Source organism: Stenotrophomonas sp. 1337 (assembly GCF_031455455.1).
Classification (GTDB): domain Bacteria; phylum Pseudomonadota; class Gammaproteobacteria; order Xanthomonadales; family Xanthomonadaceae; genus Stenotrophomonas; species Stenotrophomonas indicatrix.
The window spans coordinates 739,616-761,498 of record NZ_JAVDSR010000001.1 but is presented as its reverse complement, the minus strand read 5'-3'; the positions used below and the strand labels follow the sequence as shown (position 1 = coordinate 761,498).

General features: G+C 65.9%; 15 protein-coding genes. 6 read left to right on the top strand and 9 right to left on the bottom strand.

Features of this window, described 5'->3' with window-relative positions; translation table 11 throughout:
* The first annotated feature begins 111 nt into the window (after positions 1 to 111).
* Both J2X70_RS03430 and J2X70_RS03425 read left to right on the top strand, forming a co-directional pair.
* A complete protein-coding gene (locus J2X70_RS03430) occupies positions 112 to 1,257 on the top strand; it encodes a two-component system response regulator (protein WP_025878945.1) in 1,146 nt (381 codons plus the stop codon).
* Entirely contained in the window at positions 1,254 to 3,425 is a 2,172-nt protein-coding gene (locus tag J2X70_RS03425) for a response regulator (RefSeq protein ID WP_032975476.1), read from the top strand. The genes J2X70_RS03430 and J2X70_RS03425 overlap by 4 nt, the downstream gene beginning before the upstream one ends.
* A gap of 96 nt (positions 3,426 to 3,521) precedes the next feature.
* Here J2X70_RS03425 and J2X70_RS03420 read toward each other — a convergent pair whose 3' ends face one another.
* The 5 genes from J2X70_RS03420 to betI all read right to left on the bottom strand — a co-directional run bounded on the left by J2X70_RS03420 (position 3,522) and on the right by betI (position 10,383).
* Positions 3,522 to 4,394, bottom strand: a complete 873-nt coding sequence (locus J2X70_RS03420; protein WP_025878947.1) for a crotonase/enoyl-CoA hydratase family protein — start codon at positions 4,392 to 4,394, stop codon at positions 3,522 to 3,524.
* A 161-nt stretch (positions 4,395 to 4,555) separates the two neighbouring features.
* Positions 4,556 to 6,232 carry a long-chain fatty acid--CoA ligase gene (locus J2X70_RS03415; RefSeq protein ID WP_059064111.1) on the bottom strand — a complete coding sequence of 559 codons (1,677 nt, stop codon included), beginning with the start codon at positions 6,230 to 6,232 and terminating at the stop codon, positions 4,556 to 4,558.
* Positions 6,233 to 6,494: 262 nt separating this feature from the next.
* On the bottom strand, positions 6,495 to 8,177 hold the full coding sequence (gene betA, locus J2X70_RS03410) for a choline dehydrogenase (protein WP_309908943.1): 1,683 nt from the start codon (positions 8,175 to 8,177) through the stop codon (positions 6,495 to 6,497).
* A gap of 101 nt (positions 8,178 to 8,278) precedes the next feature.
* A complete protein-coding gene (gene betB / locus J2X70_RS03405) occupies positions 8,279 to 9,751 on the bottom strand; it encodes a betaine-aldehyde dehydrogenase (protein WP_088101334.1) in 1,473 nt (490 codons plus the stop codon).
* Between the two features lie 41 nt (positions 9,752 to 9,792).
* Positions 9,793 to 10,383 carry a transcriptional regulator BetI gene (gene betI / locus J2X70_RS03400; protein WP_025878951.1) on the bottom strand — a complete coding sequence of 197 codons (591 nt, stop codon included), beginning with the start codon at positions 10,381 to 10,383 and terminating at the stop codon, positions 9,793 to 9,795.
* A gap of 170 nt (positions 10,384 to 10,553) precedes the next feature.
* Here betI and J2X70_RS03395 point away from each other — a divergent pair, with 170 nt between their 5' ends.
* Positions 10,554 to 12,104, top strand: a complete 1,551-nt coding sequence (locus J2X70_RS03395) for a BCCT family transporter (protein ID WP_025878952.1) — start codon at positions 10,554 to 10,556, stop codon at positions 12,102 to 12,104.
* 120 nt (positions 12,105 to 12,224) lie between these two features.
* On the opposite strand, the gene acnA is transcribed toward J2X70_RS03395, so the two are convergent.
* On the bottom strand, positions 12,225 to 14,978 hold the full coding sequence (gene acnA / locus J2X70_RS03390) for an aconitate hydratase AcnA (protein ID WP_309908940.1): 2,754 nt from the start codon (positions 14,976 to 14,978) through the stop codon (positions 12,225 to 12,227).
* Positions 14,979 to 15,235: 257 nt separating this feature from the next.
* A complete protein-coding gene (gene bamE, locus J2X70_RS03385; protein WP_025878954.1) occupies positions 15,236 to 15,607 on the bottom strand; it encodes an outer membrane protein assembly factor BamE in 372 nt (123 codons plus the stop codon).
* A 190-nt stretch (positions 15,608 to 15,797) separates the two neighbouring features.
* On the opposite strand from bamE, the gene J2X70_RS03380 reads away from it, so the two are divergent.
* The 3 genes from J2X70_RS03380 to acnB are packed head-to-tail and all read left to right on the top strand — an operon-like array spanning position 15,798 to position 19,062.
* A complete protein-coding gene (locus tag J2X70_RS03380) occupies positions 15,798 to 16,022 on the top strand; it encodes an AbrB/MazE/SpoVT family DNA-binding domain-containing protein (RefSeq protein ID WP_025878955.1) in 225 nt (74 codons plus the stop codon).
* 6 nt (positions 16,023 to 16,028) lie between these two features.
* Positions 16,029 to 16,430 carry a type II toxin-antitoxin system VapC family toxin gene (locus tag J2X70_RS03375; protein ID WP_025878956.1) on the top strand — a complete coding sequence of 134 codons (402 nt, stop codon included), beginning with the start codon at positions 16,029 to 16,031 and terminating at the stop codon, positions 16,428 to 16,430.
* 40 nt (positions 16,431 to 16,470) lie between these two features.
* On the top strand, positions 16,471 to 19,062 hold the full coding sequence (gene acnB, locus J2X70_RS03370) for a bifunctional aconitate hydratase 2/2-methylisocitrate dehydratase (protein ID WP_105163998.1): 2,592 nt from the start codon (positions 16,471 to 16,473) through the stop codon (positions 19,060 to 19,062).
* Between the two features lie 178 nt (positions 19,063 to 19,240).
* On the opposite strand, the gene J2X70_RS03365 is transcribed toward acnB, so the two are convergent.
* Together J2X70_RS03365 and J2X70_RS03360 are read right to left on the bottom strand one after the other, a co-directional pair.
* Complete coding sequence (locus tag J2X70_RS03365; protein WP_309908936.1) at positions 19,241 to 20,191, bottom strand: hypothetical protein; 951 nt, start codon at positions 20,189 to 20,191, stop codon at positions 19,241 to 19,243.
* 44 nt (positions 20,192 to 20,235) lie between these two features.
* Positions 20,236 to 21,831 carry a hypothetical protein gene (locus tag J2X70_RS03360; RefSeq protein WP_309908934.1) on the bottom strand — a complete coding sequence of 532 codons (1,596 nt, stop codon included), beginning with the start codon at positions 21,829 to 21,831 and terminating at the stop codon, positions 20,236 to 20,238.
* Positions 21,832 to 21,883 lie beyond the last annotated feature (52 nt).

Here is a 21,883-nt window from a genome sequence, read left to right as displayed (position 1 = left end):
CTTGACACCGGCTATGGCTTCATGGGGTCAGGGGAGGCCGCGATGTGGAGAATCCGCTTCACATTGTGACGACGATCATGAATCGGGGAGCTTGTGACGGGAGTCGAGCCGATGCAGGGTGCCAGCGTGCACAGCGGCGGGGTATCCTCGCCCGCTGACCTTTCAGCATGGTCGAGAAAGCAGGCAGAGAACGCCTTGAACATCGTCATCGTCGATGACCAGACTTCCGCACGGACGATGCTCCGTCACGTCATCGAGGACATCGCGCCGGAACTGAGCGTGCATGACTTCGGCGATCCGTTGACGGCGTTGGCATGGTGCGAATCGTACCCGGTCGACCTGCTGCTTCTCGATTACCGCATGCCGGAGATGGACGGGCTGGAATTCGCCCGCCGCTTCCGCCGGCTGCCTAAACATCGCGATATTCCGGTGATCCTGATCACCGTGGTGGGTGATGAGCCGATCCGCCAGGCAGCACTGGAAGCCGGCGTGATTGATTTCCTGGTCAAGCCGATCCGCCCGCGCGAACTGCGCGCACGCTGCTACAACCTGTTGCAGCTGCGCCAGCAGACCGAGAACGTGAAGCAGCGTGCGCTGTCGCTGGAGCAGCGGCTGCTGGCCAGCATGCACGAGGTGGAGGAGCGCGAGCGCGAGACGCTTTCGCGGCTGGCGCGTGCGATCGAGTTCCGTGATGCCGGCACCAGTGCCTACCTTGAGCGCATGGCGCGTGTGGCTGGCCTGATCGCCGAACAGCTGGGCCTGCCGGAAGACGACGTCAAGTTGATCGAGATGGCCGCGCCGCTGCACGACATGGGCAAGATCGCCATTCCCGATGCGGTGCTGCTCAAGCAGGGCAAGCTCAATGATGAGGAGCTGGCGATCATGCGACGGCATCCACGCATTGGCCATGAACTGCTCAGCGGCAGCCAGAACCGCTTCATCCAGGTCGGTGCATTGATCGCGCTGCGTCACCATGAGCGCTACGACGGCAGTGGTTATCCCGATGGCCTGGTCGGCGATGCGATTCCGCTGGAGGCACGCATCGTCGCTGTGGCCGACGTGTTCGATGCGCTGATCTCGCCGCGCCCCTACAAGGAAGCGTGGACGATGGAAGCCACCATGGCCTACCTGTATGCCCAGCGCGGGCGCCTGTTCGATCCGCGTTGCGTGGACGCGTTGCTGCGCGGCCGTGAGCAGCTGGAACAGATCTGCGCCGAGCACTCCACCGCCTCTGCACGGCCGGGACTGGGCGCGTGAAACGCCTGCTGTCGCGATTGCGGTTGCGCCTGTCCCAGCGGCAGGACAGCGAGCACGGGCAGCAGATCGTCCGCATCGTCCTGATCAGCCTGATCCTGGCTTACGTGCTGCTGCCTTCGGCGCGGCACGATCTGCCGCACACCCAGTATGTCGGTGTGCTGGCGATCGTGTTGACCGGGCTGAGTCTGTCGCTGCTGTTGTTCGGCTGGCTGCTGTGGCGGCCGCAGCGTTCCGATCCGCGCCGCGTACTGGGCATGCTGGCCGACTACGGCCTGATAGCCGCCGGCATGATCCAGATGGGCGAGCCGCTGTCGTGGGTCTACATCGTGGTGATGTGGGTGACGGTGGGCAACGGCATGCGCTTCGGCAACCACTACCTGTATGTGGCCGTGGCGATGGCGATGGTCAGCTTCGGCAGTACCGCGCTGTCGACCCCCTATTGGCAACAGAACGCACGCCTGGCCATCGGCCTGTGGCTTGGCCTGGCGGCGGTTCCCCTGTATTTTTCCACGCTGCTGCGGCAGTTGACCGAAGCGATGGCCGAGGCGCGGCGCGCCAGCGAAGCCAAGAGTCGATTCCTGGCCAACATGAGCCACGAGTTTCGTACCCCACTCAATGGATTGAATGGCATGACAGAAGTGTTGGCGACCACGCGCCTGGATGACGAGCAGCGTGAGTGCGTGAGTACCATCCAGGCGTCATCGCGCAGCCTGCTGGCGCTGGTCGAGGAAGTGCTGGACATCTCGGCGATCGAGGCCGGCAAGCTGCGCGTGGTCGCCGAGGATTTCGTTCTTTCCGAAGTGATGCAGGCGATCGGCCTGATCCTGTTGCCGCAGGCCAAGGCCAAGCGCCTGGACTACCGGGTGAAGGTGGCCGAGACCGTGCCGCCGACCCTGCGCGGCGACGTCGGGCATCTGCGGCAGATCCTGCTCAACCTGGCCGGCAACGCGGTCAAGTTCACCGATCACGGCCGGGTCGAGATCCGCGTCAGCGTTGTCCACGCCGACACCCAGGGTGGGGTGCGGCTGCGCTTCGACATTCTCGACACCGGTATCGGCGTTGCACCGGCGATGCGTCCGCGTCTGTTCGAGGCCTTCGAGCAGGCCGACGTCAGCATGGCCCGCCGCCATGAGGGTACCGGTCTGGGTACGACCATCGCCAAGGGGCTGGTCGAAGCGATGGACGGCGAGATCGGTTACCTGGACAACCCGCCGCAGGGCAGCCACTTCTGGGTGGAGCTGCCGTTCGCGCCGCCGCAGCCGGTGGTCCCGGGTGCGGTACCGACCCTTGCTGCTGGCGACGAAACCGGTGCCGGCGGCAACGTCATCGCCTTCGCCGATCCGTTCCTGCGCCATCGCGCGCGCGTGCGCAGCATGCAGATCCTGGTCGCCGACGACCACGAGGCCAACCGCATGGTGCTGCAGCGGCTGCTGCAGAAGGCCGGGCACAAGGTGCTGTGCGTCGATGGGGGCGAGGCGGTGCTCGACGCACTGGCTGAAAGCGAGTTCGATGCGGCCATCGTCGACCTGCACATGCCGGGCATGAGTGGCCTGGACATGCTGAAGGAGCTGCGGGTGATGCAGGCCGGCGGCGGCCCGCGCACGCCGGTGCTGGTGCTCAGCGCCGACGTCACTCCCGAAGCCATCCAGCGCTGTACCCAGGCCGGTGCACATGCGTTCCTGGCCAAGCCCGTGGTGGCCGTGCGACTGCTGGACACCCTGGCCGAGATTGCCAACAACGCACAGCTCAAGGCCAGTGCGCCGCCGATCGTGCGCACCGTCACCAACCTCGATGGCGTGCTCGATACCGGCGTGCTTGATGAGCTGGCCTCGCTGGGAATGGGCGAGGGTTTCGAGCGCGAGTTCATCCGCCAGTGCCTGGACGATGCCGAGTCGTGCCTGCGCAAGGCCGAAGGTGATGGTGAAGCGGCACGCTGGGGTGCTTTCCGCGAGCAGTCGCATGCGATCAAGGGCGTGGCCAGCAATCTGGGCCTGGTGCGCGCGTCCAACCGCGCCGGTGAGTTGATGCGGATGGCCGACTGGCAGCTCAAGGCCGAATGGCGGCAGCGTCTTGCGGTGCTGCAGGGGGCCATCAAGGAAGGCCGGCAGGCGCTGGATGCGCGCGCCGAACGCAAGGCACGCGGCGTGGCCGACGACGGCGAGCGGTAGAGCCGGGCTTGCGCGGCGGGTTGTCGATGACTGCGCGCCGCATAAAAAAAGCCCGGTGGCCAGCCGGGCTTGAACCCTGCGGGGGAGGGGAACGTATCAGGCCACATCCAGATTGGCGCGTCGGGTCTGCGCCTTGATCAAACGGTCCATGGTGCGCAGCGAACGATCGCCCAGGGCCAGTGCCGAATCGACCCAGACCTTGGTGATTTCCAGCAGTTCGTCATAGCTGACCGCCTGCGCCAGGTTGCGCGCGGCATTCATTGCCAGGTACGACTGCGGCAGGCGCTGCTGCTGGCGGATCATCTCTTCGACCGCGCCGCGGCCTTCACCTTTCCTGACCAGCACGTCGACCACGCCCATCGCGTGCATCTCCTCGGCGCTGTAGATACGGCCATCGAGGATGATCTTCTCGGCCAGCTGCGGCGCCACCCGGCGGCACAGGAACGAGTAGGCGCCCATGCCCGGGAACAGGCCGAACAGCACTTCGGGCAGGCCCATGCCGCACCCTTCCTCGGCCACGATGGTGTGGCAGGCCAGGGCCATTTCCAGGCCACCGCCCAGCGCATCGCCCTGGATCAGGGCGATCGAGCGGACGTCGCCGCCGAAGCCGGTGTGCAGGTGGTGAACGCCCTCCACGCAGCGTTGGGCGTAGGTCAGCAGCAGGTCGCGGTTGCCTTCGCGGATCAGGCGGGTGAACAGGTCAAGGTCGCCGCCCAGGTTGTAGGCGGCGGCGTCGGAGGCCAGCACGAAATGGCGCAGCTGGCCGCTGTGGCGCTGCGCCGGCCCGCGGGTGATGGCGCTCATGTAGCTCCACATCTCGTCCAGCATGTCCTTGCGGCAGCAGGGACGCACGCCGGTGGAGGCATCGGCGTGCATGAACAGCCAGTGTGCGGCGCCGTCGGCGCTGTCCTGGGTGCGGATGGTGGCATAGGGCGAGCCGCTGCTGGGCAGCTTTTCGATGGTACTCATGGAAGGGTCCTCGGCGGTGCGGCCCGCAGATCAAGGTGGTGGCCGGCGGGCCGAACGGTCCACTCACGCGGCGATGCTACACCGGCCCCGGGCCCGCGCATGCGAAAAGGCCCGGGTCGTTGCCGACCCGGGCCTGAGCGCGTTCAACTTTCCCGAAACCCTTACGGGGCGGGCGTATCGCGGAGTTCGCGACGCAGGATCTTGCCGACGTTGGTCTTCGGCAGCTCTTTTCGGAATTCAACGATTCTGGGGTGCTTGTAGCCGGTCAGGTTGGCCCGGGCGTGCTCCTTGACCATCTCGGCGGTCAGGTTCGGGTCCTTCTTGACGATGACCACCTTGACCACCTCGCCGGACTTCTCGTCCGGTACGCCGACCGCGGCCACTTCCAGCACGCCCGGCATCATCGCGATCACGTCCTCGACTTCATTGGGGTACACGTTGAAGCCGGACACCAGGATCATGTCCTTCTTGCGGTCGACGATGTAGAAGAAGCCGTGCTCGTCCATCTTCGCCATGTCGCCGGTGTGCAGCCAGTCGTCGGCGTCGATGGCCTTGGCGGTTTCCTCCGGGCGCTGCCAGTAGCCCTTCATCACCTGCGGGCCGCGGATGCACAGCTCGCCCACTTCACCCAGCGCCAGGATGTTGCCGTTGTCGTCCTTGATGCAGGCATCGGTGGAGGGGATCGGCAGGCCGATCGAGCCGTTGTATTCGGCCAGGGTAAGCGGGTTGATGCAGGCCGCCGGCGAGGTCTCGGTCAGGCCGTAGGCCTCGACCAGGGTGACGCCGGTGGTCTTCTTCCAGCGCTCGGCGACCGCACGCTGCACGGCCATGCCGCCGCCCAGGGTCACCTTCAGCGAGGAGAAATCGACGGTGTCGAAGCCGGGGGTGTTGAGCAGGCCGTTGAACAGCGTGTTGACGCCGGTGATCGCGGTGAAGCGCACCGACTTGAGCTCCTTGACGAAGCCCTTCATGTCACGCGGGTTGGTGATCAGGTGGTTGCAGCCACCGAACTTCATGAAGACCAGGCCGTTCGCCGTCAGCGCGAAGATGTGGTACAGCGGCAGGGCGGTGATGATCCATTCCTTGCCCATCTCGATGCCCGATGCGCTGATCCAGGCCGAGGCCTGCTGCATGTTGGCGATCAGGTTGCGGTTGGTCAGCATCGCACCCTTGGCCACACCGGTGGTGCCGCCGGTGTACTGCAGGAACGCCACGTCGTCATGGTCGATCTCGACCTTCGGCAGGGTGTGGCGGCTGCCCAGCTTGAGCGCCTGCTTGAAGCGGATCGCGCCCTTCAGATGGTAGTTGGGCACCATCTTCTTGACGTACTTGAGCACGAAGTTGACGATCGTGCCCTTGGCGCCGAGCAGGTCGCCCAGGCCGGTGGTGATGACCTGCTTGACCTGGGTATCGGCGATGACCTGTTCGACGGTGTCGCCGAAGTTGTCCACCACCACCAGCGCGGTCACGCCGGCATCGACCAGCTGATGCTTCAGCTCGCGCGCGGTGTACAACGGGTTGACGTTGACCACGGTCAGGCCGGCACGCAGCACGCCGAAGGTGGCGATCGGGTATTGCAGGCAGTTGGGCATCATCAGGGCGACGCGGTCGCCCTTCTTGAGCTTCAGCTCGCCCAGCAGGTAAGCGGCGAACTGTTCGACCAGGGCGTCGGTCTCACCGTAGGTGAGGGTCTTGCCGAAACTGGAGTAGGCCGGTCGGTCGCGGTACTTCGCGACGGAGGCGTCGAAGACCGAAACTACCGAATGGAACTCGTTGACGTCGATTTCGGCGGGAACGCCTTTCGGATAGCTCTGCAGCCAGGGACGATCCAGACTCATATTCCCCCTCCAGGAATCGTAATGATGGGTGCGGCGCGGACAGTATCCGCCAGAACCGCTCTCCGCAGCATACCGTCCCGTAGGGAAAACGCGAAGAGGGTGGACACTGCGCGGCCGTATGCGCCAAAAGCCGCCGGGCATGGCCCGGCGCTACCGAAGGCAAAGCTCGCCTCGTAGTGCCGGGCCATGCCCGTCGACCGAAGGCAAAGCTCGCCTGGTAGCGCCGGGCCATGCCCGGCGGATGATTCCGATGGCCGGAGACTCAGCTCTTGTTGCGCACCGGCGCGCCGTTGGCCTTGTAGTACGAAGCCGTGCTGCGCGGCAGCGGCGCGCGGCCACGGATTACATCGGCCAGCTTCTCGGCGATCATGATGGTCGGTGCGTTGAGGTTGCCGGTGACCACCTGCGGCATGATCGACGCATCGACGATGCGCAGGGCTTCCAGGCCGTGCACGCGGCCCTGGCCGTCAACCACCGCCATCGGATCATCGGCGTGGCCCATCTTGTTCGAGCACGACGGGTGGTAGGCGGTCTCCGCATGCTCGCGCACGAACGCATCGATCTGCGCGTCGGTCTGCAGCGCGCTGCCCGGCGAGATCTCGCGGCCGCTGTACGGTGCCAACGCCGGCTGCGCGAAGATCTCGCGGGTGATCCGGATTGCCGAGCGGAACTCGCGCCAGTCCTGGTCGTGCGACATGTAGTTGAACAGGATGCTGGGATCTTCGCGCGGATCCTTCGAGCGCACGTGGATGCGGCCACGGCTGGGCGAGCGCATCGAGCCGACATGCATCTGGAAGCTGTGCGCCTTGATCGGGTTGGAGCCGTTGTAGTTGATCGCCACCGGCAGGAAGTGATACTGCAGGTTGGGCCAGTCGAACTCGGCATCGCTGCGGATGAAGCCGCCGGCTTCGAACTGGTTGCTGGCGCCGATGCCGGTGCCCAGGAACAGCCATTCGGCGCCGATCGCCGGCTGGTTGTACAGCTTCAGTGCCGGGGCCAGCGAGACCGGCTTCTTGCACTCGTACTGCAGGTACATCTCAAGATGGTCCTGCAGGTTGGCGCCGACGCCGGGCAGGTGGTGCACAAGGTCGATGTCCAGGCTGCGCAGCAGGTCGGCCGGGCCGACGCCGGAGCGCTGCAGGATCTGCGGCGAGGCGATGGCACCACCGCAGAGCAGCACTTCGCGGCGCGCGGTGGCGCGCTGCGGCTGGTCGCTATGCAGCCACTGCACGCCCACTGCGCGCTTGCCCGAGAACAGGATGCGGTCGGTCAGCGCGTGGGTGACGATGGTCAGGTTCGGGCGCGGCTTGGCCATATCCAGGTAGCCACGCGCGGTGCTGGAGCGGCGTCCCTTCGGCGTGACGGTGCGGTCCATCGGGCCGAAGCCTTCCTGCTGGTAGCCGTTGAGGTCGTCGGTGCGCGGGTAACCGGCCTGCACGCCGGCCTCGACCATCGCCGCGAACAGTTCGTTGTTGCCGGCCTTGGGCGTGGTGACGCGCAGCGGGCCGTCGCCGCCGTGGTAGTCGTTCGGGCCGATGTCACGGGTTTCGGCCTTGCGGAAGTACGGCAGGCAGTCCAGGTAGGTCCAGTCTTCCAGGCCCGGCATGCCGGCCCAGTTGTCGTAGTCCATCGCGTTGCCGCGGATGTAGCACATGCCGTTGATCAGCGACGAACCGCCCAGGCCCTTGCCACGACCGCAATCCATCCGGCGGTTGTTCATGAAGGGCTCGGGATCGGTCTTGTACGCCCAGTTGTAGCGGCGGCCCTGCAGCGGGAAGGCCAGTGCGGCGGGCATCTGGGTACGGAAATCGAGCCGGTAGTCCGGGCCACCGGCTTCCAGCAGAAGCACGCTGACATCGGCATCTTCGGTGAGGCGGGTGGCCAGCACGTTGCCGGCCGAACCGGCGCCGATGATGATGTAGTCGTACTCGTTATGGGTGCTCATGGTTGCTCTCCTGCAGGCCGGGCGCGCTGCATGCAGGCGTCCCGGCGGAATGTCGGATCGGCGCGGTGGCCGGACGATGGGCGGTGCTCAGGGCGCGCCGGTCAGAACACGCTGGCGTAGTCGCCCAGCTCGACCTGCACCGACTTGATGCGGGTGTAGTGGCCGAGGGTGGAGATACCGTTCTCGCGGCCAACGCCGGACTGCTTGTAGCCGCCGACCGGCATTTCCGCCGGCGACTCGCCCCAGGTGTTGATCCAGCAGATGCCGGCTTCCAGGCGATGGATGATGCGATGTGCGCGGCTGATGTCCTTGCTGACCACGCCTGCGGCCAGGCCGAAGGTGGTGTCGTTGGCGCGACGGATCACTTCGTCCTCGTCGTCGTAGGCGAGGATGCTCATCACCGGCCCGAAGATCTCTTCGCGGACAATCGTCATGTCGTCGCGGCAGTCGGAGAACACGGTCGGCAGCACGTAGGCGCCGTCGGCCAGGGCACCGTCGGTGGCACGACCGCCGCCGGTCAGCAGGCGCGCGCCTTCGCTCTTGCCGCTTTCGATGAAGCGCAACACGTTTTCCATGTGCGGGAAGCTGGTCAGCGGGCCGAAGTTGGTCTCTTCAGCCATCGGGTCGCCGATGCGGATGCGCTTGACGCGCTCCACCACGGCAGCTTCGAACGCGGCCAGCATGCTGCGCGGCACGAACACGCGGGTACCGTTGGTGCAGACCTGGCCGGAGCTGAAGAAGTTGGCCATCACCGCGATGTCGGCGGCACGGTCCAGATCGGCGTCGTCACAGATCACCAGCGGCGACTTGCCGCCCAGTTCCATCGTCACTTCCTTCAGCGACGACGACGCAGCGCTGGCCATGACCTTCTTGCCGGTGGCCACGCCGCCGGTGAAGGAGATCTTCTCGATCACCGGGTGCTCGGTCAGCCAGTTGCCGATCTCGCGGCCCGGGCCCTGCACGACGTTGAACACGCCGTCCGGCACGCCGGCTTCGGTGTAGATTTCGGCCAGCTTGATCGCGGTCAGCGGGGTCACTTCGGACGGCTTGAAGACCATTGCATTGCCGGCGGCCAGGGCCGGGGCCGACTTCCACATGGCGATCTGGATCGGGTAGTTCCAGGCGCCGATGCCGGCGACCACGCCCAGCGGCTCGCGGCGGGTATAGAAGAAGCTCGATTCGCGCAGCGGCAGCTGGATGCCTTCGATGGCGGTGGCCAGGCCGGCGTAGTACTCCAGCACGTCGGCACCGGTGACGATGTCCACCGTGGTGGTTTCGGCCAGCGCCTTGCCGGTATCCAGGGTTTCCAGGTGGGCCAGCTCGTCGTTGCGCTCGCGCAGGATCTCGACGGCACGGCGCAGGATGCGCGAGCGCTCCATGGCGGTCATCGCTGCCCACACCTTCTGGCCTTCGCTGGCGCTTTCAACGGCGCGTTCGACATCGGCCTGGCTGGCGATCTGCACGTCGGCCAGCACCTGGCCATTGGCAGGGTTGACGGTCTGGAAGGTCTTGCCGCTGGTGGCGTCGACGCGGCGGCCGTGGATGTAGAGCTGTTGCACGGGCAGGGTGGTCATCGGCTTGCTCCTGGAAGGGATGGGGCGGGGTCGTGGCGCGCTCAGGGCGCGTTGGCCTGCAATTGGAAATCGATGTAGCCGTAGGCGATGCGGCGCGCCTTGTCGGCGTTGAAGTCACCACCGACCAGGCTGCCGCGCAGCCACAGGCCGTCGATCATCGCGGCCAGCCCGCGTGCGGACAGGCGTGCCTGTGCATGCGGCAACTGGCGGTTGAACTGATGGCAGAGGTTGGAGAACAGTCGCTGGTCGTTGGCGCGCTGCAGCCGCGCAAGTTCCGGCTGATGCATGCTGGCGGCCCAGAAGGTCAGCCATACGCGCATGGCGGTTCCGTTGGTCTGGCTGTCGTCGAAGTTGCCATCGACGATGGCGCGAAGCTGTGAACGTGCGTCGCCGGCGGCGGCGTCGCGATAGCGGGCAACGGCTGCCTTCAGTTCGCGCAGGATCTGCCGCATCGCCGCATTGAGCAGGCCGTCCTTGTCGCCGAAGTAGTGGGCGACGATGCCGCTGGACAGGCCGGCCTTCCTTGCGATGGTGGCGACGGTGGCATCGGCCATGCCGATCTCGTCGATGGTCTGGAAAGTGGCCCGGATCAGCTGCTCGCGGCGGACCGGTTCCACGCCTTTCTTCGGCATTGTCTCTCCACGGATTGCGACCCGGAATGCCGGGCTGGTGAAGATCATACTTTTTATTGATTGAACGTTCAATCAATAAACCCTACGATGCCGGTCGCGCCCCCACGCCATGGGCCCGGTTTCCGGTCCGGCCCCGCCCATGTGCCCCCCTGGACTGATGAGACGACCCCATGTCTTCCCTGGCTCATCCCAAGCGCTCGCCCCTGCGCTTGAACCGTTTCGTGTTCTTCAGTTCGTCGGTCTCCATCGGCATCCTCGGTGCGTTGACCGTCTTTTTCCCGGAGGCCAGCGAGCACTGGCTGCAATGGGCACAGGCCGAGGTCTCGGCGGCGTTCGGCTGGTGGTACATGCTGCTGATCGTGGCCTGCCTGGGCTTCGTGCTGTGGCTGGCGTTCTCGCCGTATGGGCGCATCCGCCTGGGCCATAACGAGGAATCGCCGGCGTTCGGCTACGTGGCCTGGGTGTCGATGCTGTTCTCGGCCGGCATCGGCATCGCGCTGCTGTACTACGGCGCCTACGAGCCGCTCGACCATTTCCTCAACCCGCCCGGGCAGCCCGGCGGCACCGTCGCCGCGGGCCGCGAAGCGATGGTGCTGACCTTCCTGCACTGGGGCCTGCATGGCTGGGCGCTGTACGCGCTGGTCGGCGTGGCGCTGGGCTACTTCGCCTACCGCCGCAACCTGCCGCTGGCCCTGCGTTCGGCGCTGTACCCGATCTTCGGCGAGCGCATCCATGGCCGCATCGGCGACATGGTCGATGGCTTCGGCATCCTCGCGACGCTGATCTCGATGGTCACCAACCTCGGCATCGGTGCGCTGGTGGTGCAGTCCGGCCTGGTCTACCTGTTCCACATCCCGGATACGCCGCAGGTGCTGGTGGCGATCGTGCTGGTGATGATGGTCGTGGCCACCATCGGCGTGGTTGCCGGCGTGGAGAAGGGCATCGCCTGGTTGTCCAACCTCAACGTGCGCCTGCTGTGCCTGCTGCTGCTGTTCGTGCTGGTGACCGGGCCAACCCTGCACCTGTTCGATGGCCTGGTACAGAACACCGGCGACTACCTGGGCGCGTTCGTGCGCAAGAGCTTCGACATGTACCTCAACGACCCGAAGGGGCGTGAGTGGATGGGCTCGTGGACGTTGTTCTACTGGGCGTGGTGGATTGCCTGGGCGCCGTTCGTGGGCCTGTTCGTGGCGCGCATCTCGCGCGGCCGCACCATCCGCGAAGTGATCATGGGCGTGCTGCTGATCCCGTTGGGTTTCACGCTGGCGTGGCTGTCGATCTTCGGCAACACCGCCATCGACCTGGTGCTGAACCACGGCCAGGCGGTGCTGGGCCAAGTGGCTCAGCACGATGCGGCGATGACCCTGTTCAAGCTGCTGGAATACTTGCCCGCAGCGCCGTACATCGCTGGTGCGGCAGTGGTCATTGGTTTCGTGTTGTTCCTGACCCCGGTCGATTCGGGCACGCTGATGATCGCCAACCTGTGTACCCGGCGTGTCGATGATGGCGTGGAGGATGGGCATGACGCGCCGATCTGGCTGCGCGTGTTCTGGGCGGCGGGCATCACCGTGGCCAGTGTCGGCCTGTTGCTGGCCGGCAACTTCAGCGCGATGCAGACGGCGGTGGTGCTGTGCGGCCTGCCGTTCTCATTCATCCTGGCGTTCTACATGTGGGGCCTGCTGAAGGCGCTGCGTACCGACCCGGACGCGCCGCGACGGTAGGTGGCGCCGGGCCGCCACGCCCGGCGAGCAGCAAAGAAAAGGGCCGGATCTGTGAGGATCCGGCCCTTTTGTCTTGTCGCAGCCAGGCATGGCCTGGCTCTACCTACGCAGTACGTTCGATCAACGTGCAGCCAGCTGGCGCAGCACGTACTGCAGCAGGCCGCCGTGGCGGAAGTACTCCACTTCCTTCGGGGTCAGCAGCATCACCGAGACTTCGAAGGTCTTCTTCGTGCCATCGGCCTTGGTCGCGGTGACCGTGGCGCGCTTGCTGGCGCCATCCTGCAGGCCGGTGACATCGATCACTTCCGAGCCATCCAGACCCAGCGACTGTGCGTTTTCGCCGTTGCGGAACTGCAGCGGCAGCACGCCCATGCCGACCAGGTTGGAGCGGTGGATGCGTTCGAAGCTTTCGGCGATGACCGCCTTCACCCCCAGCAGCAGGGTGCCCTTGGCGGCCCAGTCACGCGACGAGCCGGTGCCGTATTCCTTGCCGGCCAGCACCACCAGCGGCACCTTGTCGGCCTTGTACTTCATCGCCGCATCGTAGATCGCCAGCTTTTCCGGCTGGCCGCCGTTGCCCGGGTAGTACAGGGTGTTGCCGCCTTCTTCGCCACCGAACATCAGGTTCTTGATGCGGATGTTGGCGAAGGTGCCGCGGACCATCACGTCATCGTTGCCGCGGCGGCTGCCGTAGCTGTTGAAGTCGGCCGGCTGCACGCCGCGCTCCTGCAGGAAGCGACCTGCCGGCGAATCCTTCTTGATGTTGCCGGCCGGGGAGATGTGGTCGGTGGTGATCGAATCGCCGAACAGGCCCATCACCCGTGCGCCGTGCACATCATCGATGCTGCCGACCTGCATGGTCATGCCATCGAAGTAGGGCGGGTTCTTGATGTAGGTGGACGCATCGCTCCATTCGTACAGGTCACCGTCCGGCGAGGCGATGGTGTTCCAGCGGGTATCGCCCTTGAACACGTCGGCGTAGTTCTGCTTGAACATCTCCGGGCCGACGGTGGCGGCGATGACGTCGCCGATCTCCTTGTTGCTCGGCCAGATGTCGCGCAGGTACACCGGCTGACCATCGCTGCCGATACCCAGCGGTTCGGTGGTCAGGTCGATGTCGGTGGTGCCGGCGATGGCGTAGGCCACCACCAGCGGCGGGCTGGCCAGGTAGTTCATCTTCACTTCGGGGTGCACGCGGCCCTCGAAGTTGCGGTTGCCCGACAGCACCGAGGTCACCACCAGGTCGCCACTGGCGATGCCGGCACTGACTTCGGTCGGCAGCGGGCCGGAGTTGCCGATGCAGGTGGTGCAGCCATAGCCCACCACGTAGAAGCCGATCTTCTCCAGCTCGGTGAGAACGCCGGCCTTTTCAAGATAGTCGGTGACCACGCGCGAGCCTGGGCCGAGCGAGGTCTTGACCCACGGCTTGCGGTCCAGCCCCTTGGCGGCCGCGTTGCGGGCCAGCAGGCCGGCGCCGATCATCACCGCCGGGTTGGAGGTGTTGGTGCACGAGGTGATGGCGGCGATGACCACCGCACCATCCTTCAGCCGCACCTTCCTGCCGTCCATCTCGATGTCGGCGTAGCCCTTGGCCAGCTGCTCGTTGCCCACTGCGGCGCCGCCGCCTTCATTGACGAAGGTGGAGACATCCTCGCTGCGCTTGTCGCGGTTGGCGGTCATGCCGACCAGCGCGTCGCGGTAGTTCTTCTGCACGTCTTCCAGCAGCACGCGGTCCTGCGGGCGCTTGGGGCCGGCCAGCGAGGGCTTCACCGTGCCCATGTCCAGTTCCAGCGTGGTGCTGTACTGCGCATGCGGGCTGTTGGCGTCGTGCCACAGGCCCTGCGCCTTGGCGTAGGCTTCGACCAGGGCGATCTGCTCTTCGCTGCGGCCGGACAGGCGCAGGTAGGTCAGCGATTCGTTGTCGATCGGGAAGATGCCGCAGGTGGCGCCGTATTCGGGGGCCATGTTGCCGATGGTCGCGCGGTCGGCCAGTGGCAGGTGCTGCAGGCCATCACCGTAGAACTCCACGAACTTGCCGACCACGCCGAGCTTGCGCAGCATCTGGGTGACGGTCAGCACCAGGTCGGTGGCGGTGGCGCCTTCGGGCAGCTTGCCGGTCAGCTTGAAGCCGACCACCTGCGGAATCAGCATCGACGAAGGCTGGCCGAGCATGGCGGCCTCGGCTTCGATGCCGCCCACGCCCCAGCCGAGTACGCCGATGCCGTTGATCATCGTGGTGTGGCTGTCGGTGCCGAACACGGTATCCGGATACGCAACGGCCTTGCCGTCCTTGTCCGCGGTCATCACCACGCGGGCCAGGTTTTCCAGGTTCACCTGGTGGACGATGCCGGTGTTGGGCGGCACCACCTTGAAGTTGTCGAAGGCCTTCTGGCCCCAGCGCAGGAAGCCATAGCGTTCCTGGTTGCGCTGGAATTCAATCTTGCCGTTGAGGTCCAGTGCGTCGGGCTTGCCGAACACATCCACCTGCACCGAGTGGTCGATGACCAGTTCGGAGGGAATCAGCGGATTGATCTGTTCGGGGCGGCCGCCGAGCTTGACTACCGCATCGCGCATCGCGGCCAGGTCGACCACGCAGGGCACGCCGGTGAAGTCCTGCAGGACCACGCGCGCGGGCATGAAGGCGATTTCGGTATCCGGTTCGGCGCTGGGCTGCCAGCGGGCGACGGCCTCGATGTGATCCTTGCCGACGGTGACGCCGCCATCCTCGTGCCGGAGCAGGTTCTCCAGCAGGATCTTCATCGAGTAGGGCAGGTGGGAAATGTCGAAGCGCTGGCCCAGCTTGGGCAGGCTGAAGTAGTCGTAGGTCTTGCCGCCGACGTCCAGCTGGCTGCGGGTGGAGAACGAATCGCTCATGCGGGATGACTCCTCTTGCGGATGGCTTGCAGTGGCCCGCATGGGCGGGCCTGCTTGCGTTTGCCGGTGGCACTCCGGCCCCGGATCCTGCCCAGTATCGGCGATCCAGCGCCCGGCAATGACCCGGCAGGCTTGGAACGCAAGGTTACAGCGGTGTGTGTAGCCTTCGTGTCAGCGTGTGCATCGTTTTTGCGCCAGCCCGCACGCAGACGGGGCGCTCATGGGCGCCCCGTCCAGGAATGCATCGGCTGCAGGACTTACTTGCCGTTGGCGGCATCGATCAGCGGATTGCCGGTCTTGCCGACAGCGTTGCTCTTGGACTTGGCCGTCAGCACGCCCTGCTTGTTGAACTCCAGTACGGTCGCTTCCTGGATGTTCTTGCCGAAGCTCTTGATCTTCACGAAGTCGTAGTACCAGACCTGGGTGTCGCCCAGCTGTTCGCGGCGGCCGGGGGCGCCGAATTTCTCACGGATGTTGTCCTGGGTGGTCTTGCCCACTTCCAGGGTGTCCATCTGCTGCTGGGTGATCTCGATGCCGGTGGTGTAGGCGCCGAACGGGTTGGCATGGGCGGAGGTCGTCGAAACGGCCAGCGGGGCTGCGAGGATCAGGGCAAGGGCGAGCGCGCGCATGAAACTTCCTTATTTATGGAGCGGATAGGTGCGGTTGGAACGCCGGGGCGTCCAGCCGGGGCGCAGCAGGGCTGCTGGGCGAGTCTAACCCCCGGCTGCGACTGACGCGGGATCAGGGTCACATATCGGGAGGTTTGTTCCGGATGCGACGGGTATGTATAATTCATACATACTTTTTGAGGCGTACCCCATGGAAGCCACCGTTGCTGAACGCGGACAGATCACCCTGCCCAAGGCAGTGCGCGATGCGCTGGGCCTGACCAAGGGCACCTTGCTGAAGGTGGAGCTGGAAGGCAGCCGGATCATCCTGCGCAAGAGCGTGGACGATGCGATCTCCCGCGCCCGCGGAAAGTTCTCGCTGGACGGCTTCGAATCGGCTGATGCGGCCGTGCGCGACCTGCGCGACGAGGAGTAAGCGGTGATGATCGCCGTCGATTCACCGGTGCTGGTCGAACTGCTCAGCAACGGCCCGCAGGCCGATGCGGTGGAAGCCTGCCTGCGGCAGAGCCTGGTCGGTGGCCGCGTGGTGGTCTGCGGCGCGACCCTGGCCGAGATCTGTGCCGCCCTGCGCGGCGGTGCCGAGGTGCTGGAAGCGCTGGAAGAAATGGGCGTGCACTTCAACGCGCTGGAAGCCAAGTCGGCACTGCGCGCGGGTGAGATGCATCGCCGCCATCGCCAGCGCGGCGGCAGCCATCGCCGTGGCCTGGACGAATTCATGATCGGCGCGCACGCCCTGCTGCAGTGCGATGGCCTGATCACCTGGAACGACACGTTTTATCGCGACTACTTCAAGGGCCTGAAGCTGATCGTGCCGCAAGCCTGAGCCCACTTTTTTTCAACCTACGCATTACCCGGGAGTTGTCATGTTGGAAGCCTACCGCCACCACGTCGCCGAGCGCGCTGCGCTTGGCATCCCGCCCCTGCCGCTGACCGCGCAGCAGACGGCCGATGTCATCGAACTGCTGAAGAACCCGCCGCAGGGCGAGGCCGAGTTCCTGCTCGACCTGCTGACCCACCGCGTGCCGGCCGGCGTCGATGACGCTGCCAAGGTCAAGGCCTCGTACCTGGCCGCGATCGCACTGGGCAGCGAGCAGAACCCGCTGATCAGCCGCGAGCGCGCCACCGAACTGCTGGGCACCATGCTGGGCGGTTACAACGTCGCGCCGCTGGTGCAGCTGCTGGACGATGCCAGCGTTGGCGCCATCGCTGCCGACGCGCTGAAGAAGACCCTGCTGGTGTTCGATGCCTTCCACGACGTGCAGGAAAAGGCCAAGGCGGGCAACGCCAACGCCCAGGCCGTGATGCAGAGCTGGGCCGATGCCGAGTGGTTCACCAGCAACCCGGAAGTGCCGCAGAGCCTGACCGTCACCGTATTCAAGGTGCCGGGCGAAACCAACACCGACGACCTGTCGCCGGCACCGGACGCGACCACCCGCCCGGACATTCCGATGCACGCCCTGGCGATGCTGAAGAACAAGCGTGACGACGCCGCGTTCACCCCGGAAGAAGACGGCAAGCGCGGCCCGATCCAGCAGATCCTGTCGCTGAAGGACAAGGGCCATCTGGTCGCCTATGTCGGCGACGTGGTCGGCACCGGTTCCTCGCGCAAGTCGGCCACCAACAGCGTGCTGTGGTGGACCGGCGATGACATTCCGTACATCCCGAACAAGCGCGCTGGTGGCGTCTGCCTGGGTTCGAAGATCGCCCCGATCTTCTACAACACCATGGAAGATGCCGGCGCGCTGCCAATCGAGCTGGACGTGTCGAAGATGGAGCACGGCGATGTGGTCGAGCTGCGTCCGTACGATGGCAAGGCGCTGAAGAACGGCGAAGTGATCGCCGAGTTCCAGGTCAAGTCCGAAGTGCTGTTCGACGAAGTGCGCGCCGGTGGCCGCATTCCGCTGATCATCGGCCGTGGCCTGACCGGCAAGGCGCGTGAAGCGCTGGGCCTGGCCCCGACCGACCTGTTCCGCCTGCCGGTGCAGCCGGCCGACACCGGCAAGGGCTTCTCGCTGGCGCAGAAGATGGTTGGCCGCGCCTGTGGCCTGCCGGAAGGCCAGGGCATGCGCCCGGGCACCTACTGCGAACCGAAGATGACCTCGGTGGGCTCGCAGGACACCACCGGCCCGATGACCCGCGACGAGCTGAAGGACCTGGCCTGCCTGGGCTTCTCGGCCGACCTGGTGATGCAGTCGTTCTGCCACACCGCGGCCTACCCGAAGCCGGTGGACGTCAAGACCCACCACACCCTGCCGGAATTCATCTCCACCCGCGGCGGCGTCTCGCTGCGTCCGGGCGATGGCGTGATCCACAGCTGGCTCAACCGCATGCTGCTGCCGGACACCGTCGGTACCGGCGGCGACTCGCACACCCGTTTCCCGGTGGGCATTTCGTTCCCGGCCGGTTCGGGCCTGGTTGCCTTCGCCGCTGCCACCGGCGTGATGCCGCTGGACATGCCGGAGTCGGTGCTGGTGCGCTTCAAGGGCAAGATGCAGCCGGGCGTGACCCTGCGTGACCTGGTCAACGCGATCCCGCTGTACGCGATCAAGTCGGGCCTGCTGACCGTGGCCAAGGCTGGCAAGAAGAACATCTTCTCCGGCCGCATCCTGGAAATCGAAGGCCTGCCGGAACTGAAGGTCGAACAGGCTTTCGAACTGTCCGATGCCTCGGCCGAGCGTTCGGCGGCCGGCTGCTCGGTGCGCCTGAACAAGGAGCCGATCATCGAGTACCTGACCAGCAACATCACGCTGCTGAAGTGGATGATTGCCGAGGGTTACCAGGATCCGCGCTCGCTGCAGCGCCGCATCGAGAAGATGGAAGCGTGGCTGGCCAACCCGGAGCTGCTGGAGCCGGATGCCGACGCCGAGTACGCCGCCGTCATCGAGATCGACCTGGCCGACATCCACGAGCCGATCGTGGCCTGCCCGAACGACCCGGACGACGTGAAGACCCTGTCCGAAGTTGCTGGCGCCAAGATCGACGAAGTGTTCATCGGTTCGTGCATGACCAACATCGGTCACTTCCGCGCGGCTGCGAAGCTGCTGGAAGGCAAGCGTGACCTGCCGACCCGCCTGTGGGTGGCCCCGCCGACCAAGATGGATGCGTCCGAGCTGACCAAGGAAGGCGTGTACGGCACCTTCGGCGCGACCGGCGCACGCATGGAAATGCCGGGCTGCTCGCTGTGCATGGGCAACCAGGCGCAGATCCGCGAAGGCTCCACCGCGATGTCGACCTCGACCCGCAACTTCCCGAACCGCCTGGGCCGCAACACCAACGTGTACCTGGGTTCGGCGGAACTGGCGGCAATCTGCTCGCGCCTGGGCCGCATTCCGACCAAGGAAGAGTACATGGCCGATATCGGTGTGATCGCCGCCAGCGGCAGCGAGATCTACCGTTACATGAACTTCGACCAGATCGAGGAATACCAGGACGTGGCCAACACGGTCGCTGCCTGAGGGTAGTGCCGGCCGCTGGCCGGCAGCCCGTTGAAACGAAGAACCCCCGGTGAGAGCCGGGGGTTTTTTGTGGTGCCGATGATGCCTGGTAGTGCCGGCCGCTGGCCGGCAGCCGTGCGAGGTCAAGAGCGCTGCCGGCCAGCGGCCGGCACTAGTCGCGATTCAGGTCCGTCCGGGGTCAGGCCTGGGCGGCGGCGGCCGCTTCCTCGGTCACCGCTGGCGTGTCCATCGGCAGCTCCGGTTCCGCGGCCGTTTCCGGCAACGCACCGTGGTCGGGGAACAGGCGCGGCAGCTCGGCGACGAAGCGGACGATGCAGGCTTCGGCGAACTCACGCGATGCAGCTTTCGCCTTGGCGTAGTCGTCGGCCTGCCATTCCTGCAGCGGAGCAACCCGCGCTTCGTCCTGGCAGTGCACGCCCTGGCCGCCACTGGCGCTGCGGAACAGCTTGCGCACCAGCGGGAAGCCGATGGTTACATCGTGGCGCAGCTCATACGGGGTCTCTGCGTCGCTGAGCTTCTGGTACACCAGGGACCACTGGCCGGCGCTGGCTTCCACGGTGCGCTCGTCACTGGGAATGGCGCCGGGATGGGCCGTGAAATAGAGCGCCAGCTGCTCGCGGATCATGCCGGGCAACGCACCGAAGGCCGGGCTGGGAACGGACTGGATGTCCTCGCCGCGCACGTTGTTCTTGCTGAAGCTGTTGCTGGTGCCGATGTCACCCACGCCGGTGACGAACGCCAAGGCAGACAGACCGACCTTGGCTGCGGTGACGGCGGCGGTGTCACCGCGCATCACCAGGCGCAGCACATGGTCGCCCACGCGATTGCCGTTGGGCCCGACGCCCAAGCCGGAAGTGACCTTTACTCGTTGCAGGCTGCTGAGATCCAGTGCGGGGGCCACAGCCACTGTGACGTCCCCGACGGCTGGTCCGGCGACGGCCGCAGCTGCCGGTGCGGCCTCGGCGATATCGGTTACGGGCGTGGCGTCCGTTGCCGGATCGGGTGATGCCCCGGACGTGACCGCAGAGGCGGCGACAGGCGTGGGTGCTTCGTCGACGGCGTAGGCCGACGGAGCCTGCAGCAGGCTGGCCGCGATCGCGGCGGTGAGGCAGGCTGGGCGTAATGCCACGGTGGTACTCCTTGGGGAAACGTGATGGGTGCGCGCGCTGCAACTCACTGCGCCGCGAATTCCTTGATCGGGAAAGCCTTGCAGCGCGTGACCGCGGCGGCGATGTCGACCGGAGCATCGGCGGCGGCATTGCGGCGCTGGTTCACCGTGGACGTCTCCTCCCACAGACTGGGCAACACCTGCGGCGCATCCAGCACGCGTTCGCGCACGGCATCGTGCAGGACGCTGCTGTAATCCGCGGCCGGTACCACCACGCACAGGCGCGTGCCGGGCTTGCTACTGGCCTGCTGCAGCATCTGCTGCAGTGCCTCGCTGCTGCCCGTATCGTCACTCAGCTGCTTCGGCGCGCTGCTCTGGTTGGCATCCTGGATCTGCAGCTCGCCGGGGCTGAACAGCAGCACCTGCATGTCCTGGCGTGGCTCGATGCGGACCGGCGCGCGGGTGCCCTCACAGATCGTGGGGGTCGCCCGTGACTGCTGCGGTGTCATGCTGCCGTCGGCATGCACCTGGCGGATATGCAGCCGACAGATCTTGTCGGCCACTTCAAATTCCACTTCGTAATCCTGGCCGGGCCCGGCCACGAACTGGCCCGACAGCTTGCCGTCGCAGTACACGCGACTGCTTGCGTCGAAACGTGCCTCGAAGATCAGCGGCTTTCCACCGGGTACTTCGTATTCCTGGTAGCTGAGCGTGGAAAACCGCTCGTTCTCTTTGCTGCGCAGGGTTTCCGTGACGGGGATGCCGAGCAGGCCCTTGTCACCGGCGTTGTTGTACTTGACGTCGATCCTGTCGCGGTAATCCTCGCGGCAGGCGGCATCGGTGTACAGGGTGGTGGTGCGCCCCAAGGCTGCGTAGACGCGCACCCGTGCCGGGGGAGCGGCGCCGTCAGCGTAGGCGCTGACATCTTCAGCGGCCAACGGGCGCGGGTACATTGCGGGGATCCTCTTGACCAGCTTCTCGGTGCATTTCATCGTGATCATCTGCGCGGCCCCCTTGAGCCGCGCGTAATCATCGGCCTGCCATGCTTCCAGGGTTGCGCGGTTGTCGCTGTCATTGCAGCTGATGATTTCCGCCAGCGTACCGTCGGCACGCCGCTGCTCGATGGTGCTGGAGTGGTTGAGGCGGTAGAGGGGATCCTTGCGCGTGTTGCCCTGGTGCACCAGTGCCCACGTGTCTGCACTGAAGCGCAGGGTACTGGTCTGCGCGGGCAGCGCGTCGGGTGCATAGCGGAAGTAGCCGCCCACCAGCGCCTTGGCCACGTTTGGCATCAGCGTGATGGCGGGACTGGCTTGTCCTTCGATGATGCTGCCGGGCAGGTTGTTACGCTGGAAGTAGTCCGGCTCGTTGCCGCTGAAGAGAAGCGCGAGCCCCTTAGGCGTGAGCGCCTCGCTGTCATCGGGAGTGACGATGCGCAGCGCCACGTCGGGTGCGTGCATACGCTTCAGCGCGCCGGCCGGACCGCTCTGGATCTGTACGCGATCAGTCCAGGGGGCAGGGTGGTCGGTGGTGGTAGCGGTGGCGGTGGCAGCGACGGGTGTTGTGTGCGGCGGTGCTGATTGTGCGGCAGACGTGGCCGCCAGCGGGGCCAGTAGCGCGGCAGTCAGCAGCGAGGTTCGGGTGGGGAAGCGGCGCTGGGCCATGGTGAAGCTCCTTGAAGAACGAAACAGCTGGCCCCTCCGGGGCCGGCGTTTG